17 protein-coding genes are annotated in these 20,184 nt (G+C 44.7%); 6 read left to right on the top strand and 11 right to left on the bottom strand.

The features are described 5' to 3' along the window. The first annotated feature begins 152 nt into the window (after positions 1-152). The 3 genes from L4C44_RS12345 to pyrC all read left to right on the top strand — a co-directional run bounded on the left by L4C44_RS12345 (position 153) and on the right by pyrC (position 2,601). Entirely contained in the window at positions 153-1,109 is a 957-nt protein-coding gene (locus L4C44_RS12345) for a helix-turn-helix domain-containing protein (protein WP_428805140.1), read from the top strand. 112 nt (positions 1,110-1,221) lie between these two features. Continuing rightward, positions 1,222-1,380, top strand: coding sequence for a YqaE/Pmp3 family membrane protein (locus tag L4C44_RS12340; RefSeq protein ID WP_017059962.1), 159 nt, complete (start codon positions 1,222-1,224; stop codon positions 1,378-1,380). A gap of 192 nt (positions 1,381-1,572) precedes the next feature. Then, on the top strand, positions 1,573-2,601 hold the full coding sequence (gene pyrC / locus L4C44_RS12335; protein WP_009845762.1) for a dihydroorotase: 1,029 nt from the start codon (positions 1,573-1,575) through the stop codon (positions 2,599-2,601). Positions 2,602-2,717: 116 nt separating this feature from the next. On the opposite strand, the gene L4C44_RS12330 is transcribed toward pyrC, so the two are convergent. After that, entirely contained in the window at positions 2,718-3,623 is a 906-nt protein-coding gene (locus L4C44_RS12330; protein WP_428805139.1) for a DUF808 domain-containing protein, read from the bottom strand. Positions 3,624-3,798: 175 nt separating this feature from the next. Here L4C44_RS12330 and L4C44_RS12325 point away from each other — a divergent pair, with 175 nt between their 5' ends. Next, positions 3,799-4,725, top strand: a complete 927-nt coding sequence (locus L4C44_RS12325; protein WP_428805138.1) for a M14 family metallopeptidase — start codon at positions 3,799-3,801, stop codon at positions 4,723-4,725. 205 nt (positions 4,726-4,930) lie between these two features. On the opposite strand, the gene L4C44_RS12320 is transcribed toward L4C44_RS12325, so the two are convergent. From L4C44_RS12320 to xsc, 10 genes are all read right to left on the bottom strand, one after another. After that, positions 4,931-6,538 carry a BCCT family transporter gene (locus L4C44_RS12320; protein ID WP_146490944.1) on the bottom strand — a complete coding sequence of 536 codons (1,608 nt, stop codon included), beginning with the start codon at positions 6,536-6,538 and terminating at the stop codon, positions 4,931-4,933. A gap of 484 nt (positions 6,539-7,022) precedes the next feature. Then, a complete protein-coding gene (locus L4C44_RS12315; RefSeq protein ID WP_017094519.1) occupies positions 7,023-7,595 on the bottom strand; it encodes an aldolase/citrate lyase/malate synthase family protein in 573 nt (190 codons plus the stop codon). 236 nt (positions 7,596-7,831) lie between these two features. Next, positions 7,832-8,752 (bottom strand): cache domain-containing protein, encoded by a 921-nt coding sequence (locus L4C44_RS12310; RefSeq protein WP_428805137.1) that lies wholly within the window; start codon positions 8,750-8,752, stop codon positions 7,832-7,834. A gap of 11 nt (positions 8,753-8,763) precedes the next feature. Beyond that, on the bottom strand, positions 8,764-10,104 hold the full coding sequence (locus tag L4C44_RS12305) for a TRAP transporter large permease (RefSeq protein WP_017064290.1): 1,341 nt from the start codon (positions 10,102-10,104) through the stop codon (positions 8,764-8,766). Positions 10,105-10,141: 37 nt separating this feature from the next. After that, positions 10,142-10,684: a TRAP transporter small permease gene (locus L4C44_RS12300; protein WP_017064289.1), complete on the bottom strand. Its 543-nt coding sequence runs from the start codon at positions 10,682-10,684 to the stop codon at positions 10,142-10,144. 164 nt (positions 10,685-10,848) lie between these two features. After that, positions 10,849-11,850 carry a TRAP transporter substrate-binding protein gene (locus L4C44_RS12295; RefSeq protein ID WP_048609745.1) on the bottom strand — a complete coding sequence of 334 codons (1,002 nt, stop codon included), beginning with the start codon at positions 11,848-11,850 and terminating at the stop codon, positions 10,849-10,851. Positions 11,851-11,967: 117 nt separating this feature from the next. Further along, positions 11,968-13,434 (bottom strand): NAD(P)/FAD-dependent oxidoreductase, encoded by a 1,467-nt coding sequence (locus L4C44_RS12290; RefSeq protein WP_428805136.1) that lies wholly within the window; start codon positions 13,432-13,434, stop codon positions 11,968-11,970. Positions 13,435-13,482: 48 nt separating this feature from the next. Next, positions 13,483-13,920, bottom strand: coding sequence for a nuclear transport factor 2 family protein (locus L4C44_RS12285; protein ID WP_428805135.1), 438 nt, complete (start codon positions 13,918-13,920; stop codon positions 13,483-13,485). A gap of 265 nt (positions 13,921-14,185) precedes the next feature. Further along, complete coding sequence (locus tag L4C44_RS12280; protein WP_428805134.1) at positions 14,186-15,001, bottom strand: FRG domain-containing protein; 816 nt, start codon at positions 14,999-15,001, stop codon at positions 14,186-14,188. Positions 15,002-15,360: 359 nt separating this feature from the next. Beyond that, positions 15,361-17,172 carry a sulfoacetaldehyde acetyltransferase gene (xsc, locus tag L4C44_RS12275; protein WP_050643312.1) on the bottom strand — a complete coding sequence of 604 codons (1,812 nt, stop codon included), beginning with the start codon at positions 17,170-17,172 and terminating at the stop codon, positions 15,361-15,363. Between the two features lie 265 nt (positions 17,173-17,437). Between xsc and L4C44_RS12270 the strand changes: the two genes are divergently transcribed. Next, the gene (locus L4C44_RS12270; protein WP_428805133.1) at positions 17,438-18,418 is read left to right on the top strand and encodes an AAA family ATPase; all 981 of its coding nucleotides are present in this window, start codon (positions 17,438-17,440) and stop codon (positions 18,416-18,418) included. Positions 18,419-18,421: 3 nt separating this feature from the next. Beyond that, positions 18,422-20,143, top strand: coding sequence for a cobaltochelatase CobT-related protein (locus L4C44_RS12265; protein WP_428805132.1), 1,722 nt, complete (start codon positions 18,422-18,424; stop codon positions 20,141-20,143). Positions 20,144-20,184: the final 41 nt, after the last annotated feature.

The following is a 20,184-nucleotide window of genomic DNA, read 5'->3' as shown; positions in this document are numbered from 1 at the left end:
TGCCTATTTCCTGACACCAGAAGAGGACGAGAACACAAGCAGTTAAATGAATTCATGAGTCAGCTACCTTTAGGTATGTTACTAAAATGACGCCACAATCCATCTTGAGTAGCTATACTTAAATGAAATCAAATTATACATAGGGATAATGGGTGTTTGGTCAGTATTTAAAGGAATTGAGAGTCTCACTTAGTCTTACTCAAAGTGAACTTGCTGTTAAGTTAAACCTTGCAGATGAAGAGTTTCGCTCTGTAGATGTGGTAACGCTGAGCCGCTGGGAAAGAGGAAAAACTAAGCCAACGCTTGCCAAGTGCCTTAGAATCTTGCGTTGTTTACAGATAGACTTGAGCAGTTTCTATGACTTAATACCAAATCCAAACGAAACAAAGCTATTAGACGAGTTTATTCAACTCCGTTTCAATAACAGGGTAACGAAGCTTTCATCATTAAATTATGAAGCTCCACAAGAGACACAATCAGCTTTAATTACTGAGATGCCACTTCTTTTGAAAGATGATGACAAGATACTATGTAGCCTTAAAGCCTTTTACGAAACGGCAAACTATATACCAAAGGGTTTATTCGACATCAATCTATATGACTACCAACAAAACAAACGAGCTATTTTTAAAAGATTTATAACAGAAAGCGGGCAGTTGGTAGGTCACTCACTTAGTTTTATATTCGAAAGTGAATATTTTGACAAAGCAATCCATTCCAAAAACTTCAACATCAATCTAAAAAAGACTGTCAGTTATAAAAGTACGACTCAACTAGCCGTCTGTAACTATAACCGTTACTCTACTAGTTTCGAGGTGTTTAGGTGCATGTTAGTTTCTCAGTATATAAATCTAATTCGCTATTCAAATGTGCAACGTTATTACTTCTTTAATGCCCTACCTGAAAGTGGACAAATTTTAGAACAGCTTGGATTCACGAAGGTAGCGTTTGATATTGAGTCAGATACCGGAGGTTTTAAATTGGGTAACCGAGCATTCGAACATTGTTTATATGAAATTGATACTGCGACACTTCTTTCTCATCCTGAAATAATAACTCTTATAAAAACAACACAGTGGAATAATCAGAACTTAACACAAAGTAATTAGGCAAACCCAGAAAGCGCATACACTGCGATACCTACCAGATTAGAGCCCCATACGTTCTATAATTGGAACACGGTTATCGCATTGAACCTTCATTGAATAAAAAGGATTTATCATGAACAAACTCGTCATTATCATTTTATGTGTACTGCTTCCGCCTGTTGGTGTGTTCTTCGCTCGCGGCGCCGGGAAAGATTTGGTGATCAATATCATTCTTACTTTCTTCTTCTGGGTTCCAGGAATGATCCATGGTCTGTGGGTTGCCACCCGCTAACCCTTATTAACAAATAGATACCGAATAAAATATCCATAAAAACAAGCTCCTAGCTCTGAAGAGTTAAAAATAGGATGAAATGAAAGTGCTTTTCCACTATCATCCTGTCGCCTAAACGTAAGCGATTGCTTTCACAGATTTCGCTGAGTTTAGGCTCCAACTACATAACACTTCAAATGGTGGGAGCCTTCAATGACACAACTTACGATTACTCGTCCTGACGACTGGCACGTTCATCTACGCGATGGCGAAGTATTAAAAGATACAGTTCGCGATATCAGCCGTTACAATGGTCGAGCGTTAATCATGCCAAATACCATCCCACCGGTAACCGATACCGAAATGGCTCTTGCTTACCGTGAACGCATCATGGCAGAGCAACCAAGTGAACAGTTCCAGCCTCTAATGGCACTTTACCTAACAGATAACACAACACCTGATGAAATTCGCAAAGCGAAAGAGTCTGGCGCTGTTGTAGCGGCGAAGCTATACCCTGCTGGCGCGACGACAAACTCGGATTCAGGCGTAACTTCAGCTCAAAAGATCTACCACGTACTAGAAGCGATGCAAGAAGTGGGTATGTTGCTGCTGGTACACGGTGAAGTAACGGCTCACGATGTTGATATCTTTGACCGTGAAAAAGAGTTTCTAGACACAGTGCTAGCGCCGATTGTTAACGACTTCCCTAACCTGAAGATCGTTCTAGAGCACATCACGACTGCAGATGCTGCAACTTTCGTTAAGAACGCTAACGAGAACGTAGCGGCAACCATCACAGCTCACCACTTGCTTTATAACCGCAACCACATGTTGGTTGGCGGCATTAAGCCACACTTCTACTGTCTTCCTATCCTAAAGCGCAACACGCACCAATTAGCGCTTATCGAAGCGGCAACAAGCGGCAGCAAGAAGTTCTTCTTGGGTACAGACTCTGCGCCACACGCAAAAGGTGCAAAAGAGTCAGCATGTGGTTGTGCGGGTTCTTACACAGCACACGCTGCGGTTGAACTGTACGCTGAAGTGTTCGATTTAGAAGGCAAAATTGAGAACCTAGAAGCGTTCGCGAGCCACAATGGTCCGGATTTCTACGGCATGCCACGTAATGCAGACACCATCACTCTTGTTAAAGAAGAATGGAATGTTGCTGAAACCATGCCTTTCGGTTCAGACATCGTTGTACCAATCCGTGGCGGCGAGACTATTGCTTGGTCTGTAAAATAAGCGCTTGGGCTGTTAAGTAAATGCCCTCCATTTAACGAAAAGGGTCACCATAATAATTATGGTGACCCTTTTTTGTTTCTATGAAAGACTGTCTTATTATAATAAATACTTAACGATTACTTACCGCGCATTTTTCCAATCGCAGTCCAAACAGCAACGACAATCAATCCAGCTAAAACCCCAATCACGCCATTCAACAAAGTGGGAACAACCGCTGTCGCTATCGTATGTCCACGAAAATCCATAACAATCGGCTCAATTAAGTGATGAATCGCAGGAACGTTATGCACCACAATACCACCACCAACCAAGAACATAGCAGCTGTGCCGACCACAGCAAGCATCTTCATTAGCTTTGGCGCAAAGGCTACAAGCCCATTACCCAATTGAGTTTTAATAGCGCTCCCATTCGATGTTCGCTGCAGATAGAACCCTAAATCATCCAACTTAACGATACCCGCCACTAAGCCATAAACACCAATCGTCATCACAACCGCAATCAAACTCACGACAAGAATCTGAGTAAGGATACTTGTCCCCGTCACGGTACCCAGAGCTATCACTATGATTTCCGCAGACAATATGAAGTCGGTACGAATTGCGCCTTTAACCTTTCTCTTCTCATAGTCCTCAATGGATTCACCTGTTTTATCTTCATCTCCTTTGTCGTTATCTTGGTGAGCATGCGGGAAGAACTTCTCTAAAATTTTCTCCGCGCCTTCAAAACAAAGAAACAGACCACCAATCAAAAGCAAAGGCATGATCAACCAAGGAATAAAGGCACTGATCAATAATGCTGCTGGCACTAAAATCAGCTTGTTCTTAAATGAACCTTTTGCAACCGCCCACACCACTGGGATTTCTCTTTCAGCAGAAACACCTGATACTTGCTGAGCGTTCAGGGCTAAATCGTCACCCAATACGCCTGCGGTTTTTTTAGCTGCCACCTTAGACATCAGTGCGACATCATCCAACACAGTTGCAATGTCATCTAGCAGTGTTAGTAAACTTGCTCCAGCCATTTTGTTGTCTCTTTATAAAGAATTAAACCATCAATAAAATGTAACACCATCAATTCACTCATCAAAGTTATGAGTCTGTAAAAAATAAAGTCACAAGTTGTGTTTTCTATTGCTGTCTCTGTTAGACAGGAATAATCTGTCTTAATCTTTCACGAACATAAAAGAAAAAGTATAGATGAAAAGTGAATCTACCTACCCGATTGGTAAGCCAGGACAAAAGTGGCAACAAGCAGAACGTGAAGCATGGTTAGCTCAAAGAACGGTTAAGCGTGAATACCAACAAGAAGTTATACCAAAGATTAAAGCACTAGCAGATCGTTTTGACATCGAGCAATACGGCGCGCTGAGCTACGATGAAGCTCGTTTCCCGCTTTTTGCAATCAAGAGCAAAAACTGGGACGAGTCAAAGCCGACGATTCTGGTAACCGGTGGTGTTCACGGTTACGAAACCAGTGGTGTGCATGGCGCGATCAAATTCGCTGCAACTCAAGCAGAAAAATACACGGCGCACTTCAACATTGTTGTAGCACCTTGTGTGAGCCCTTGGGGTTACGAAGTCATCAACCGTTGGAACCCAAATGCTGTTGATCCAAACCGTTCTTTCTATGACGGTACACCAGCTGAAGAATCAGCAAACCTGCGTGCGTTAGTGGCGTCTCTGCCAGAGGTACTGGTTCACGTTGATCTACACGAAACGACGGATTCTGATGAAACGGAATTCCGCCCTGCACTCGCTGCACGTGATGGTATTGAATACATCGAAGGCATGATCCCAGACGGTTTCTACACAGTTGGTGATACTGAGAATCTGCAGCCTGAATTCCAAGCTGCGGTAATTGCTTCAGTTGAAAAAGTAACGCACATTGCGCCAGCAGATGCAGACGGCAAGATCATTGGTTCTGAAGTTACTCAACATGGTGTGATTAACTACCCAATGAAGAAGCTTGGCTTATGTGGTGGTGTGACTGATTGTAAGTACGGCACAACCACTGAAGTTTACCCGGACAGCGACAAAGTGACAGACGAAGAGTGTAATGACGCTCAAGTTGCTGCGGTAGTCGGTGCTTTGGATTACGTAATTCAGCACGAATTAAACGCTTAAGCTAGTACCTAGTTCCCTAGAACTAATCCCTAAAACTAAAAAAGAGCCACAAGTGACGATTCACTTATGGCTTTTTTTTTGTCTTTTCTGCTTATCTCTAATTTCTTCTTGGGCATAAAAAAAGCTCCCTTGCACGCGGTGCAAGGGAGCTTTGAATCCGATGACTAGAGTAAGTCCCTATCTAGAAACTTACTTAGTTCGCGATTTACTTAGTTGCTGGAGTAACCGTTTCTTGCCCTTTACCGACTTCTGTCAGTAGGCCTTTCAACAAACTCACACAGCCAATCAGAAGAATGATCGTAAACGGCAATGCAGCAATGATCGTGATCGATTGAAGTGCTTGGATAGATTGAGTACCACCAATCCACAGCATCACCATTGCGATAACACCTGAGATAACCGCCCAAACCACTTTCTGTTTCACTGGAACTTCAAGCTTACCACCTGCTGTCATACCATCAATAACGATAGAACCCGAGTCTAGTGTAGTGACGAAGAACACAATGATCAGTGCTACAGCGATAACAGAAAGAATGCTACCAAACGAGTACGCATCTAGCATGTGGAACAAGCTTAGAGATACATCAGTGATGCCTTGGTCGAGGCCAAGTTGCCCTACATGATTAATCACTTGCTCAATAGCCACGCCACCGAAAATAGACATCCAAGCTGAAGTGACCAATGTTGGGATAATCAGTACGCAAAGCAGGAATTCACGAACCGTACGGCCTTTAGAAATACGCGCTACAAACATACCGAAGAATGGTGCATACGCAACCCACCAAGCCCAGTAAAACACAGTCCAACCATGCAGCCATGTTGTGTCTTCACGGCCTGAGCTTTGGCTCAACGCTACAATGTTTTTCACATAGCCAGTCGCAGCCGTCGCCACAGAATCAAGCACTGTTGTGAAGTTAAGAACAGCAATTAAACCAAGGAATACAAACGCAATCACCATGTTCAGGTTACTTAGGAACTTAACGCCACCGTCCATACCACGAAGAACAGAGATGATCGCTAAACCCATAATCAGAACAATAATAGATTGCTGAAGGAAGATGTTGTTTTCCCAGCCGAACACGTGGCTGATACCACTTGCTGCTTGTGTGCCACCTAAACCCAATGAAGTCGCTAGGCCAAACAAAGTAACCAGTACCGTAAGTACATCAATTACATCACCGGTCTTGCCCCATACTCGCTCACCCAAAATTGGGTAGAACACAGAACGCATTGATAATGGTAAGCCTTTGTTGTAAACAAAGTACGCCAAGCAAAGTGCCGTCATGCCATAGATAGCCCATGCATGAAAACCCCAGTGGAATACGGTCGCACCCAGTGCCAGTTCACGGCCTGCTTCTGTAAAAGGTTCAGCATTCAAAGGCGTGCCAAACCAGTTAGTGAAGAACGCGGTCGGCTCTGCAACACCCCAGAAGATAAGCCCAATACCCATACCTGCTGCGAATAACATCGCAATCCAAGATGCCATTGAATAGTCCGCTGTCGCGTCTTCACCACCTAAGCGAACTTTGCCTAGAGGTGAGAATGCAAGAACAACGGCAAAAACTAACATGATGTTAGCTCCCCACATAAACAGGAAGTCAAACTTTGAAAGAACAGCACCCTTAATAGAATCAATTGCAGCTTTAGCATCTGCAGGCGGAAGAGCAAGAAGAGTGATGATAAAAAGAAGAGATAAGCCAACTGAGGCTACGAAGACGGTGTTATGGACATCCATGCCCCATTTACTGACGTTGTCTTGACCAACTTGATAGTCAGTAGAATCGATACTGTATTTTTTTGATTTAAAACTCATAAATTATGATGTTCGCATATCCGAATCAACGAATATAAGGACGCTCTCCATATCCAACTACTACTTGATTGGCTCGCCATACCACCGAAATAAACGTGATAAAAACCACCTCGAGTGGTGATAAATGGACTTACTAGCTCAATCCCAGGCCGCGGATTATAGCACAGCACGAAGCATTTTGACTGAGTTTTAGCTCAATAGTCACCCAAACCAAGGTTAATAGTGATAGTTAAGCTAATAAAAACAGAATTAAACAAACAAATAAAAATGTTTAAATACAGCACTTTAAATAAAAATAACGCACTGTAAAATCTCATTCAAACTTTCTAAAGATAAAATCAACAATAGCCTAATTTATTTATAGCTCTAACAAAAAAGCCCCGCTATAGGGGCGGGGAAATTACCAAAGGTAAAAGAGAAATCAGTATTCAAATGTCAGTGCTACGTCTAGCAGAGCAGCACTTCACATTTCAAAGACAGCACATTAGATCGCGAAGCAAAAACCTAGGTTATAGTCTTCGCCATTTTTTGCCGTGAACTCTTTATCTTCACTTGAAGCGTTCGGTCGACCGCTTTCATCGCCTTTCACTAAACTCACCCAGTGACGGATGCCAGAAGAACGGCTCGCCTCAGTTTGGCCAAACGTGGTGCATGTCTCTAACTGGATATCTTGAATATCAACCAATTCTAAGTAGCCGGTGCCTTTACGAGCACCGATTGTCACTTCAACGTGTGTACCGCTTTCATCACGAAATAGGATTGCTGAAGGCTTAGACTTATCGCCGGTGAAAGCCACAAAGTGCTTCGCTCGTTTTAGGCCAGTATGTTCGCCATTTTTGAAGTAAACCTGAACATGTCGGTAGTCAATCTCATAGCTCACTGCGTCTTCGTGCGAACCCGCCTCAAGAGGAAATAGAGTATCAAGCAACTGTTTCGCCATTTTTTGTTTTTCGAGCTGCTTGTCTGCTTTCACCATTTCTACGGCAAAGACAGCTTCAGCAATAAATGTTGAATGGTTTCTGTGAAGTTCTGTTTTGTCTAGTGTCAGCATATTCATAATCTATCCCTCGTACGGCTTTGAATTTCATGTAGGTCAAAAATCCTGATTGACCCTTTTCAAAATTGTTCTTTACTGTGTTGCTTCCATGTATTTCATACTACTTGTATTTTCAAAACAATTTCACAACAAAAATTTCACAGTGTTAATTTTACTAAATTGCTTTTTTACACAAACCGACATTTTGAGCCCCCAGCCCTTTATCTAATTGGGTTGAGGGCTCAGTAGAAACACTTTTACGTGTTGTTTGAATTTGTGTAATAACCAACACCAACCAGCTTATTGTCGATCACTCGATAGTAAGTGTGCTTGGTTTCCACTTTGCTCGACAGCGGGTTTAGCCATCGATAGGTATAAACGCCTCGGCCATTTTCTTTCGCTAGGTTTAACATCTCAGTGAGAATTGGCTTATCGTCAGGACTTAGGATTTCGTTGTGCGAACGCCCAACAAGCTCAGGGGATACACCGTGCGCGAGCAACTTTCCAGAGCTCATATCCATCACGAACACATACAGGTCTCCCTCAACAAAACTGCCTTCAGCGTCATTAAACTCAGCAAGGCTCTGTTGCTCAGACTCCACTATCGCGGTCATCGCTCTCGCCAGTAGGTTCTTAGCCTCGGCCGCACTGGAACGCTCTGGGTAAAAGCCCACAGCAACAATCACATCTCCAACACGCTCAAAGAAAGTGGTTTTCGGCTCACCCATGCGATCAGTTGGGTTGCTCCAGTGATACTTAACTTCACCAAAGCCGTTGTGAACCGCTTTAGTGATCATTTCACGGAAAAAAGGATTGCCGTAAACGTCTTGGGTATCCAACACACTGTCGCCCACCAACACCATCGAAGAGCCGCCACTGGCAAGGAATTGGCCATCAATACCAAGAGCAAACACATAGAGTTCACCGTCTATATATTCGGCATCACTCATGAAGTCTTTCACGCTGTCGTCACCTTCTTTTTGAATGTGCACCACCGCTTTCGCAAGCAAGGTTTTGGCTCTTCTTTCCGCATCACTGACCACATGTGGCTCTGAAATATCGAGCACATTAACTGGCTCGTTTTCTTTCGCTGTTTCTGAATGTTCAGCACGCAATCCAATGCCGCTGATTACTGCAAATACGGCACAACCAATAAGGATAATTCTTGATATATTCATAGTGACTTCTCCTAATAGCCCACTAAGGACGGTAGCCAAAGCGTAATTTGTGGGAAGAAAGCGATAACAAACACGCCCACAACAGAAGCAAGAACAAAGGGGTGGATCTTCGCGGTAATCTGCTCAACCGTGGAGCCACCGATCCCCGAGGCGACAAAGATGTTTTCGCCGAGCGGCGGCGTTGCAAAGCCTATCGATAAGGTACACACCACCACAATGCCCACGTGAGTTGGATCCGCGCCCAACATGTACATGATTGGTAGCAGCACTGGCACAATAATCATGATCGCAGCTAAGGTTTCCATAAACATGCCGATGAACAGCAGCAAGGTAATCGTCAGAGCCCACACCATGTACATGTTGTCGGTGAAACTGAGTAGTGATTCCGCCACAACAACTGGGATTTTTTGCTCAATCAACAAGCGTCCAAACACGGTGGCAGCAAAGAGGATTAACAATACGCGTCCGGTGATCCACGTCGTGGTTGATAGAGATTTCATCACGCTTTTGAACGATAACTCTCGGTGGATAAACACACCCACAAACAGCGAATAGAAAATCGCCACAACCGCTGATTCTGTTGGTGTGAACATGCCGCTGTAGATACCGCCAAGAATCAAGAACGGCGCTAATATCGACCATAATCCACGTCGCAAGTAGTGCCTTACATCACCAAACGACCACGTTTCGGTCAGCCCTTTATAGCCTTCTCGCTTAGCAATGAAGTAGTTGGTTACCACCAGCGTCGATGCCATGATGAAGCCTGGTACAACCCCAGCGACAAACAGCTTTGGAATCGACAGAGAAGCAAACTGGCCGTGTTGAGCAATGGCTTCCGGTGGCGCCATTAAGCCCATTGCAGAGATACCAAAGATAACCAAAGGAATAGATGGCGGGATGATAATACCCAACCCACCGGATGCAGCTGTAACTGCCGATGCGTAGCTCTTATCGTAGTCACGCTTCACCATCGCAGGCACCATTAACATGCCTACCGCGGCGGTGGTTGCAGGGCCTGAACCCGAAATAGCACCAAAGAAAAGACATGCCATTACCGTTGCCGCGCCAAGCCCGCCAGTTACGGGCCCAGCTAAGCTTTCAGCGATATCCACCAGACGTTTGGAGATACCCGCTGCCTCCATTAAGGCACCCGCAAGAACAAAGGCTGGCAGCGCCATTAATGGGAAGTTACCCACCGAGGTAAACGCGATTTGTACTAAAGCGATGGGATTTTTATCGAGCAACATATAGGCCGCCATCGAAGCGCCGGCCAGTGATACTGTGATTGGTGCGCCTAGGATTAAAAGCGTTAAAAAGCCACCAAATAAAATTAGAGTTAAATAGGATTCCATTATTACATCTCTCTATTACGACTATTCTCTGTGATGACTATTGCGCAGACTTTTGTGCCGTCATTTTGCGCAGCTCTTTGACTTCTGGATCTTCGTTGGTTGCGCCTTTGAATAAACGCTCATAATTATTCCAGATAATTCGAATCATCATCAGTGAAAACGCGATAGGTAAAATCATGTAGAAGTACTTCATCGGGATACCTGTAGTCTGAGACTTCCAAAACAGATTCATTTTGTTGAACACGAAGTCGTAGCTGAGGTAAACGAAGTAGCCGTTGAAACAGAGCCATAAGAAGTCAGCGATGGTTTCACTCACGGTCTGCACGATTGGCGGAAAGAATTTAAAGTGAAAGCTCACTCGGTTGTGCGCCGACATCTTGGCCGCCACAACAGCCCCTAGATAGGCAAACCAAACGAACATGTAAGTAGCGACCTCATCCCCCCAAGGGATAGAGTAATCAAAGAACTGGCGAGTAAGAATTTGTGTGAACAGCAATAGGACAAAGCTTGCGAGCAGCAGACAACACGTATATTCCTCAATGTTGTTTAAGTGCTTTTTTATTGTTTTAGCGACTGACATATAGCCTCCAATGTTGATTTCCACATGACAACCAGTCGCTCACGGTCCTAAAAAGATCAGGTACAGAACAGATCAACGAGTAAAGCCATGTAAATGCCCTATCTCACTGTTCTATTGCTAGGTGATTAAGTAGCAGAGAGCAGCTGATAGGGCGAATCTAATCGTTACTTTCTACCTAGTAACTCAAGAACGTCGTCTAGCTTGTCTTTGCCCCCAATGCTTGAGTAGAACTTAGGCCAAACTGACTTAGTCACCTTGTTGATCCACTCTTGCTCGTTGTCTGCTGGGTCTGTGAATACCATACCTTTCGCTTGTAGCTCTTCGCGGATCTTGTTTTCCGTATTTTCTAGATAAGCAAAGCTGTGCTCTGTCGCTTCCTGACCTGCTTCAAGAATGATTTTTTGCATTTCAGGTGTCTGTTGTTGGAAAACCGTTTCACTCACAATCAGAGGTTCTAGAGAGAAAATGTAGCGAATGTTGGTCACGTACTTTTGTACTTCGTTGAACTTCATCGCGTGGACTGTGATGTAAGGGTTATCTTGACCATCTACCACGCCTTGTTGCAGGCCAGTGAAAGTCTCAGACCACGCCATTGGCGTTGGGTTAACGCCCCATGCTTGATAAGACGCAATCATGATTTCGTTACGAGGAACACGAATCACTAGCCCTTTTAGATCTTCTGGTGAAGCAACGGGCTTTTTCGAGTTAGTCAAAACCCTAAAGCCAGAATACGCCCAACCGACAATACGAACACCAGCATCACGAATCGTGTTATCGACTAAGTCTTGGCCTACTTGACCTTGAGTCAGTAGCACTGCTTCTTCTGCGCTTTGAATCACGTAAGGCATGGTCAATAGACCAACGGTTGGAGAGAAAGGCGTCACGTTGTTGATCGCCAGTACAGAGAAGTCGAGAAGACCGATTGCCGCATCGTTTACGGTGTCTTGCTCATTGCCTAATTGGCCATTCGGGAACAGATCGATTTTCACTTTACCGTCTGTTTTTTGTTCCATCAGCTCAGAGAATGAGGTCGCTAATTCCCATTGCGTACCACCAGCAGCATCGCCGATAGCCATTTTAAAATTCGCTGCTGCCGCGGTATGAGATAGCACCGCTGTTGCTACAATAGTGACACCAGCAATAATTTTATTTTTAATCAATTTCATAGTCTTAACCTTTCCTATCATACAGACTTCCTGCCTGTACTTTGCTCACAAGGTGACCTGGTACAACTTTCCTGGTCGTAGTTCTATTTCCCTATTTTGGAAACAATGTTCGGGTAGTTACAGCCTTTCATCCTTTAACGAATACCACTGATAAAGGAACCGCTGCCCCATTCTTCGAAACGGTGCAAACATCTCTGATTCCACCACTTCCCTCACGTTGGGGAACGGAAGTTTTGATTCAAATATTGGTAGGTCGAGCTTGTGACCTTCACCTGCGATCCACTGAGCAAGGCGTTTACCTGCTTGAGCGGAATACATCACACCATTACCGCCATATCCCAGTGCGTAGAAGATGGATTGTTTTGGATTCGGCTGATAAATTCTCGGCATCATGTCGTGGCTAACATCCACCCAACCCCACCATGAATAATCGATTTGGATCTGATCGAGAGACGGGAATTTTCGGGTTAAATCCGCTCGCAACATGTCTTCATATTTCTTTTCAGGTGCGTTCTTGCCACTGATGGCACTGCGTGTACCAATCTGCACTCGGTTATCCGGTAACAAACGGTAGTAGTGGCGCAGAATTCGAGTATCAGTAATCACTTGATTGGTTTTGAAGTTACACTCGGCGATTTCGTCTTGAGTTAACGGACGTGTCACCATCGAATTAGAAAGCACTGGTAATAGGCGATTCTTAAGCTCGGAATGCAAACCTTGGCTGGTATACCCACCCGTACAAACACCGACAGAACGCGCCTTCACAACACCACCTGGCGTTTTCAGGTAATGCACACCGCCACGAGTTTCCCACCCCATAACTGGGCTAGATGGGTGAACCTTAACGCCGAGTGCCCGCGCCTTTCTTAGGTAACCAAACGCCAGTTTCCCGGCATGAATACCAATCCCTTCGGGTTCATGCATCGCGCCTGCCGCTTCTTGGTCGCCAACGTAATCACGCTTTACAGTTTCCGCATCTAAGATCTGGGCATCGTAATCGAACGTGTCACGCAGCAACTTGGCTTCTTTCTCAAGTGTTGCCATCACTTTTGGACGGTGAGCCACATATAGGTGGCCGCCCGGTTGTGGCTCACAATCGATGTCTTTGATCAGTGACTTGAATGTTTCCATGCCATCCACACACTCGCGGTGCATTTTGAGCGCCGTTTCTAGGCCCCAGCGTTCAATCCACTGAGAACGCTTCAAACGCCCAGATGCACACTGTGCTTGACCACCATTTCGGGTACTGCAACCCCAGCTCAAGCGGTTAGCTTCAATCACTGTTGCTTTAATGCCGTACATCTCAGCAAGATGTATCGCGGTGCTCAGGCCAGTGTAGCCTGAACCGATTATCGCCACATCGACATCCATGTCTGACGTGATTGGGCCATCATCTTCAGGTGGTGTACCTGCAGTATCTACCCAATAAGTCGGGGCGTATTCCTTACCGTGACCTGGGCTCTTGTCTTTAAGTGGATCGTATTTTGGATCGTATTTATCTTTTGCTTGGGTACTTTCTTTTGCTTGGGTGCTTTTCACCTTTGGCGGCACATCGGCTGCCGGTTGTTCCATTACTAAACTCATAATTCGACTCTCCTAGTCATAACACGTGAACGGGTTGTGGTTTCGTGTCTAGCTCTTGGAAGTGTTGTTAGGAGTCAAAAGAGGTCGTGTTTTACGGTAGGCATTTTTTACGCTGATTTTTCCATCTTTCAGAGTAAATACGTCGACCATGCGAGCTTCGATGACACTGCCATCTGGGTTCGTCGCAGAAAACGTTGATTCACTCACAGCGCGGTCACCGCACACAAAGTGGACAGGATCGCTCCAAGCCGCATCTGGAAAGTTCTGCCAAACCAATTCAAAGCTATTTCGAACTGCTTCGTACCCTTCGATAGTGTTTCCAAGCAAGCCTTCTCCTGCCACCGTGTGGAATACACAGTCTTCTGTCATGAAAGACATCAGCGCTTCAATATCATGGTTATTCCACGCATCACTAAAAGACTGTAAAAAGGCGGTATCGACTTGGTTTTCCAGCACGAATGTCGCTGCATTGGTTTGCATATTCATATTCCAGAATCCTTTATGTTTTCGTTATTGGTTTAAATTTCAGTAGCTTTGCGCCACTTTTTTATTAGAGTGTTTAAACTAGATCTGTGAAAATTTAACAACTTGATAACAAGCTTCGCCACTCTAACTTCGAGTTAGGTTATAAACAATCTTTAAGCTCACAGATTTCATCTTTTTATACATTAATTGGTGTTCTAATTTTATTTATCCTGTAACTCACTAGATTTATATGAGCTCTAAATAAAATCAGTAGAAATATTAGACTTTAGTCGAAATCAAAATCTTGATGATACTTTCGGCCATACTGTTCAAGTTGACGTTCATGAGTATTAACTTGCAATTCAATATTTCCGTCACCTTTATTTATTACTTGATTGTTATCTACATGGGCTTCATTTTTTAAATCCGTTAGTTTCTCTTCGACATACTCTGTCGGTTCATTTAAAACATTCATGGATATTAACTCCTTTATCAGGTTTACTTTCACTGATGGAAGAATATGAACGGACACTAGACCGTTTGAATATCCTTGCTCATCATACAAAGGCTGAATGGCATCATTGCCACCTTCCTTAAATGGGTGAATGGAATACCACTTGTCCTTGCGTGGCTCTTGCTGATCGCAGTCCGCCACATTAAATATCTGAGTTTTGTTGAGATCACACGGCGAGCTAAAAACACTAACCTTTTGATAATCAATAGCTTTAATAATATTGATACAGTCTTTACTTTGGCTATGACACACAGACCACAACGCATTGACCAGGTTATCTGTCCACTCAAGTAAACGGGTAGGAAACCCCTGTTTCTTGGCTAAACACATCAATAACCAATCGTTTATCTCGTGTGCACTCAACGAATGCCCGCCATAAACTCTCACGGTCGAGAGAATCTCTTGTTCGACACGGCGAATATTCTTTCGATTTGAGCGACCTAAGCTTGGCATCAGATTACTGTTTTCATAATCACACACGTTATAAATTAAACCACGACACCCACTACATTCAGCAATTAGCGAATCGATTATTTCATACAGTTCTTCTATTGAACTTATATAACGTTTATTTTTCACAACATGCATGTAATAGGTCACTTAATTTAAATTCGGTACAATCCAAGCATCAACATTTACGATTATAAAATTAACATCGTCAGCTATAACTTCCCAAAATAATAATAGGTATACATCTTCGTCAAAGAACTATTTTTGGATCCATTAGTTAAGGACCGATTAATAATAACGAGTGACAAAGTGTATATATCTAAAACCACTTATATACTTATGAGCCATTTAATTAGTGTTCTAATGTTTAACTAGAGATTATTGAACTAAGCGTTTATGTTCTTCACCTAAGCACTTGCCAATACCCGTTAATATTACCCGACCATGCGCTCGATAACCTTCTCGATGATGCGCTGGCCGGGCAAACTTCCTATGACTTATACGTAGTCTTTGTACTTATCTAGGAAACGAACCGGCGTTGATAGTGCATCTCGGCGGAACGGGTCGCCCAATTCCTGAGTACACATAATTTCAATGATGGTTGTTTTGCCTTCGTTCATTTGCATGTCGATGGCTTTTTGCAAAGTTGGACCTACATCTTCTAGCTTATCAACCGTGATACCTTCCGCGCCCATTGCTCGTGCGATTTCCGCAAAGCTCTGATTATCCAATTCACCAGCAACAAAGCGTCGGTTGTAGAAGTCGACTTGGTTCTTCTTCTCTGCACCCCATTGACGGTTGTGGAATACCACGGCTGTTACAGGAATGTTATGACGAACACATGTCATGGTCTCCATCAAGCTCATGCCCCACGCACCGTCACCTGCATAAGAGATAGCAGGGCGATGAGGTGCTGCTGCTTTCGCACCAATGATGGTCGGGAATGCGTAACCACAGTTACCGAAACTCATTGCAGCAAAGAAGCTGCGTGGTTTTTCAAAGCGTAAGTAGCTGTTTGCCACTGAGTTGATGTTACCGATATCCGTTGAAACCATTACGTCTTCTGGCATCGCTTTTTCTAGCTCACGCAGTACTTGGCGAGGGTGAAGATATTCACCACCAGAGAACGGAGTCTCGTGTGAGTTTTCTTCAATCATATCCAAGCTGAACGAATCACGTTCGTGCGTCCACTCATCAAGCTCTTTTTCCCACAGCGCTTTTTCTGTTGCTACTGTGTCTTGGCGAGCGCCTTTGTTGTCATCACACAATAGTGCACGACCTTCTAGTCTTTCAGCTAATGCTACAGCCGCTGCTTTTGCGTCGCCACAAATACCCACAGAAATCTTCTTAACAAGGCCAAGCATCTTGTTGTCTGCATCGATCTGAATGATTTTCGCGTCTTTCGGCCAGTAATCCATGCCATGTTGAGGCAAGGTACCAAATGGACCAAGACGTGTACCCAACGCGATAACCACATCCGCTTGAGCCATCAACTTCATTGCTGCTTTCGAACCTTGGTAGCCTAGAGGACCACACCATAATGGGTGACTCGCAGGGAAAGAGTCATTGTGCAGGTAGCTGTTCACTACTGGGGCACCTAGTCTTTCTGCCAATGCCGCACACTCTTGAACTGCATCTGCCATTACCACGCCGCCACCAGAAATGATGACTGGGAATTTCGCTTCAGCAATCAGGTCTGCTGCTTCATTCAGAGATTTCTCACCACCCGGACCACGGTCTAAACGCGCGGGTTTAGGGATCTCGGTTTGAGTTTCACCGTAGAAGTAGTCACGTGGAATATTCAGCTGAGTCGGACCCATTTCGCTCATCGCGCGGTCGAAGCATCGGCCTGTGTATTCCGCCATACGGTCTGGATGCGTTACGTGTCCTTGATACTTAGTAAACTCTTGGAACATTGGAAGCTGGTTACACTCTTGGAAACCACCTAAGCCCATTGTTTTTGTACCTGTCTCTGGCGTCACAATTACGACCGGGCTATGTGCCCAGAACGCCGCTGCAATCGCAGTCACACAGTTACTAATACCTGGGCCATTCTGCCCGATAACCACGCCATGGCGACCAGATACACGAGAATAACCATCTGCCATGTGAGCAGCACCTTGCTCGTGAACCACTGGGACCAATCGAATGCCAGCAGGAGCAAAGATATCCATTGCGTCCATAAATGCTGACCCCATGATGCCGAACATGTCGGTAACATCATTAGCAACCATAGTTTCAACGAACGCTTCTGATGGTGTCATTGTTACTGTGCCGGAAACAACCGTACGTTTTTCTTGCTCACTCATTCTTCCATTCTCCTTGAGTTAACCAAAATTTCATTTTTCGGAATGAATTGTCTCTTTTTCGAATTCAATTTCACCTTAGTAGTGGAATTTTTGCGCGTCAACTTTTTATATTAAATTGGAACAATTCATTCTAATTAATAAAACCAGATCACATTATTGGTAGTTTTTCGTACAAAAAGTGCCGTTAACTTAGAGTGAGCTGTTAATAATCGATGACATACTGCCCATCGCGGCAGTCAATGGAAGCTATTAAGAGGGAAGAAAAATGAATGATGCGGAATTGATACCAACGCAACCAGTAAGTGTGAGAGAGTGTTTTGGCATCGACAGCAACCTAACCGTATTGGCGTTTCAACATGCGGGAGAGTATGTACCCAAGGTCGATCCTAACTACTGTTTTGATCCGGAAGTAACACTAGCGATATTGGCGGGTTTCACCTCTAATCGCCGCACGTTGATACAAGGTACACACGGAACGGGCAAGTCTTCCCACATTGAACAAATTGCCGCGAGATTGAACTGGCCGTGTTTGAGGATCAACCTAGACGGGCACTTAAGCAGATTGGATTTCATAGGAAAGGACAGCATCGTCATTAAAGATGGAATGCAGGTGACAGAGTTTAAAGAAGGCATTCTTCCGCAAAGTATCCAGCAACCCATCGCTCTGGTATTAGACGAATACGATGCAGGACGACCAGATGTGATGTTTGTGATTCAACAACTCTTAGAGCAAGACGGAAAATACACCTCTTTAGAGCAAAACCGAGTGATCACGCCTCACCCTTCTTTCCGCCTATTTGCTACCTGTAACACACTTGGTTTAGGTAATTTCTCGGGGTTGTATTCCGGTACTCAAGTGCTTAACCATAGCCAGCTTGACCGATGGAACATCATCGCCACGCTTAACTATTTAGATCCGCAACATGAAACCAAGATCGTCTTATCAAAGCGCCCAGAATTGAACAATGAAAATGGTCAGCAGCTAGTTGAGAAAATGATAGCAACCGCTGGTTTAACGCGAAATGGTTTTAGAGCGGGCGATCTGTCGACGGTAATGTCTCCGAGAACCGTGATCACATGGGCCGAAAATATCCGAATATTCGATAACGTAGCCACGGCATTTAGGCTTTCATTCCTCAACCGTTGTGAAAATGAAGAGAAAGAGTTGGTAAGTGAATATTACTTCCGTTGCTTTGGTGAGGCCCTAGAAACGCCTACTCAAAGTTATGCGCAGTCGGAGTTGTAAACCATGGCCAATGTTTCTTCTCAGCAGAAAAAGATCCTCGACCTTGGTGTGTCTGTCGCTAGAGCGATCAGTGGTGAATTGAACCTGAATTATCGGGGAGAGCGTCTCTATAACGGTAATAGCCCCTGCTATTATCAGTCTGCACACACCAACGATCTTACCTTTGTTTCTCGCCATGAGTTAACAAACAGCAAGCTCTCAATGCAAGGCAAGATCGACTCATCGGCGCTGCGACTCTTGTTGTCAGATACTGATCTTCACTATTCATTACGACCGAAAAACGAAGTCGAACGTCTGTTATATGATTTTTGCGAACAGGTACGAATCGAGTCACAAGTCCCGTCTTACCTAAAAGGCGTGACTAAGAGCATTCAGTTCAACTTTGCGTATTGGAGCGACCAATATCATCAGAATGGTTTTACCGAATCTCGCATTGGGATTTTGCTGTTCACACTGATGCAGGTTATCCACACTCGCTTAACCGGTGTTCCAGTTTCTGAGCCGATTGCTGAAGCCATTGAATCAAATCGTGCGGGCATCGTACCTATATTCGGAAGCAGCCTGAAGCGCTTGAAGGCACATCGAGCCGACCAACAACAGTTTGCTCACTGCGCCAATGAACTGGCCTCTTTAGCGCAAGAACTCATCAACCAAGAACAAGAGAGTAATAACTCGCCAACCCCTACGGTTGAAGAAGACATCAAGATCCTCGCGCAGCTGGCTCTTATCGTTGATGGCGACATTCAAGATGAAGACGTCGATACCGACATAACAGGCAGCAGCAAGGTGTTCGAGCTGTCGGGCGCCAATTATCAGATTTATAACTCAGAGTTTGATCAAGTGGTTGCCGCAGATAAACTCGTCAGGCGCGCCCTGTTACTCGAGCTTAGGCAAAAGCTCACCGATGACATTATGGCGAGACAAGTGAACACCCGCCGTTTAGCCGCTATGCTCACCCGCTTTGTTGCGACGCCCCAAAGGAATCGACGTCAGGATCATTTGGAAGAAGGCATCGTCAACGCCACCACTATCACCAAACTCATCACATCACCGTTGGATCGTGCTGTCTTCTATCAACCTGACATTGGCGCATCTCATCAATGTGCCATCACATTTCTAATGGACTGCTCAGGCTCAATGCAAAAACACAGTCACAAGCTCAGTCTACTGATGGATACGATTCTCAAATCCGTCGGGCTAGCCAACATCCCTTTCGAGATTATAGGCTTCACCACCAACAACTGGAATGGTGGCAAGGTTTATCGACAGTGGCTCAAGCAAGGTCAACCGGAACACCCAGGCCGTTTAAACGAGGTTCGACACATAGTGTTTAAGGATTTTGATACCCATTGGAGGCGCTCTCGTCTTGGCATTGCGAGCCTTCGCAAAGCAGACATCTTTAAAGAAGGGATTGATGGTGAAGCGGTTCAGTTCGCTAGCCAGCGCTTGCAGCAACATAGCGCACAGCGAAAGGTTTTGATTGTGTTCTCAGACGGCTGCCCGATGGATACCGCCACCAGCACAGCCAATGATCAGTTCTATTTGGATAACCACCTCAAACAAGTGATTGAGCGCGAGTCGATCAAAAACAGTATCGAAATTCATGGCGTGGGGATGGGCGTCGATTTAAGCCCGTACTACCGAAGTAACATCACTTTAGATGTGCAGGAGAGCTGCTTATTTGGGTTGTCTAGGAGTATCTTTGAGATGCTAAAGCGTGTTTAAACAGAAAGGCTTAGGCTAGCGAATCACTAGCCTCCTTTGTC

It is taken from the genome of Vibrio satsumensis (assembly GCF_050337435.1).
In the GTDB taxonomy this organism is placed as follows: Bacteria; Pseudomonadota; Gammaproteobacteria; order Enterobacterales; family Vibrionaceae; genus Vibrio; species Vibrio satsumensis.
Note: the sequence above shows the minus strand (reverse complement) of the source record. Positions and strands in the feature narration are given on the sequence as shown.

Bases quoted from the DNA above. Each gene is read 5' to 3' on its own strand.
- L4C44_RS12340 (WP_017059962.1), top strand. From the start codon at position 1,222: ATGAACAAACTCGTCATTATCATTTTATGTGTACTGCTTCCGCCTGTT.
- L4C44_RS12305 (WP_017064290.1), bottom strand. From the start codon at position 10,104: ATGGAATCCTATTTAACTCTAATTTTATTTGGTGGCTTTTTAACGCTT.
- L4C44_RS12315 (WP_017094519.1), bottom strand. From the start codon at position 7,595: ATGAATATGCTGACACTAGACAAAACAGAACTTCACAGAAACCATTCA.
- L4C44_RS12270 (WP_428805133.1), top strand. From the start codon at position 17,438: ATGAATGATGCGGAATTGATACCAACGCAACCAGTAAGTGTGAGAGAG.
- L4C44_RS12330 (WP_428805139.1), bottom strand. From the start codon at position 3,623: ATGGCTGGAGCAAGTTTACTAACACTGCTAGATGACATTGCAACTGTG.
- L4C44_RS12290 (WP_428805136.1), bottom strand. From the start codon at position 13,434: ATGAGTTTAGTAATGGAACAACCGGCAGCCGATGTGCCGCCAAAGGTG.
- L4C44_RS12285 (WP_428805135.1), bottom strand. From the start codon at position 13,920: ATGAATATGCAAACCAATGCAGCGACATTCGTGCTGGAAAACCAAGTC.
- L4C44_RS12300 (WP_017064289.1), bottom strand. From the start codon at position 10,684: ATGTCAGTCGCTAAAACAATAAAAAAGCACTTAAACAACATTGAGGAA.
- xsc (WP_050643312.1), bottom strand. From the start codon at position 17,172: ATGAGTGAGCAAGAAAAACGTACGGTTGTTTCCGGCACAGTAACAATG.
- pyrC (WP_009845762.1), top strand. From the start codon at position 1,573: ATGACACAACTTACGATTACTCGTCCTGACGACTGGCACGTTCATCTA.
- L4C44_RS12280 (WP_428805134.1), bottom strand. From the start codon at position 15,001: ATGCATGTTGTGAAAAATAAACGTTATATAAGTTCAATAGAAGAACTG.
- L4C44_RS12265 (WP_428805132.1), top strand. From the start codon at position 18,422: ATGGCCAATGTTTCTTCTCAGCAGAAAAAGATCCTCGACCTTGGTGTG.
- L4C44_RS12325 (WP_428805138.1), top strand. From the start codon at position 3,799: ATGAAAAGTGAATCTACCTACCCGATTGGTAAGCCAGGACAAAAGTGG.
- L4C44_RS12320 (WP_146490944.1), bottom strand. From the start codon at position 6,538: ATGAGTTTTAAATCAAAAAAATACAGTATCGATTCTACTGACTATCAA.
- L4C44_RS12295 (WP_048609745.1), bottom strand. From the start codon at position 11,850: ATGAAATTGATTAAAAATAAAATTATTGCTGGTGTCACTATTGTAGCA.
- L4C44_RS12310 (WP_428805137.1), bottom strand. From the start codon at position 8,752: ATGAATATATCAAGAATTATCCTTATTGGTTGTGCCGTATTTGCAGTA.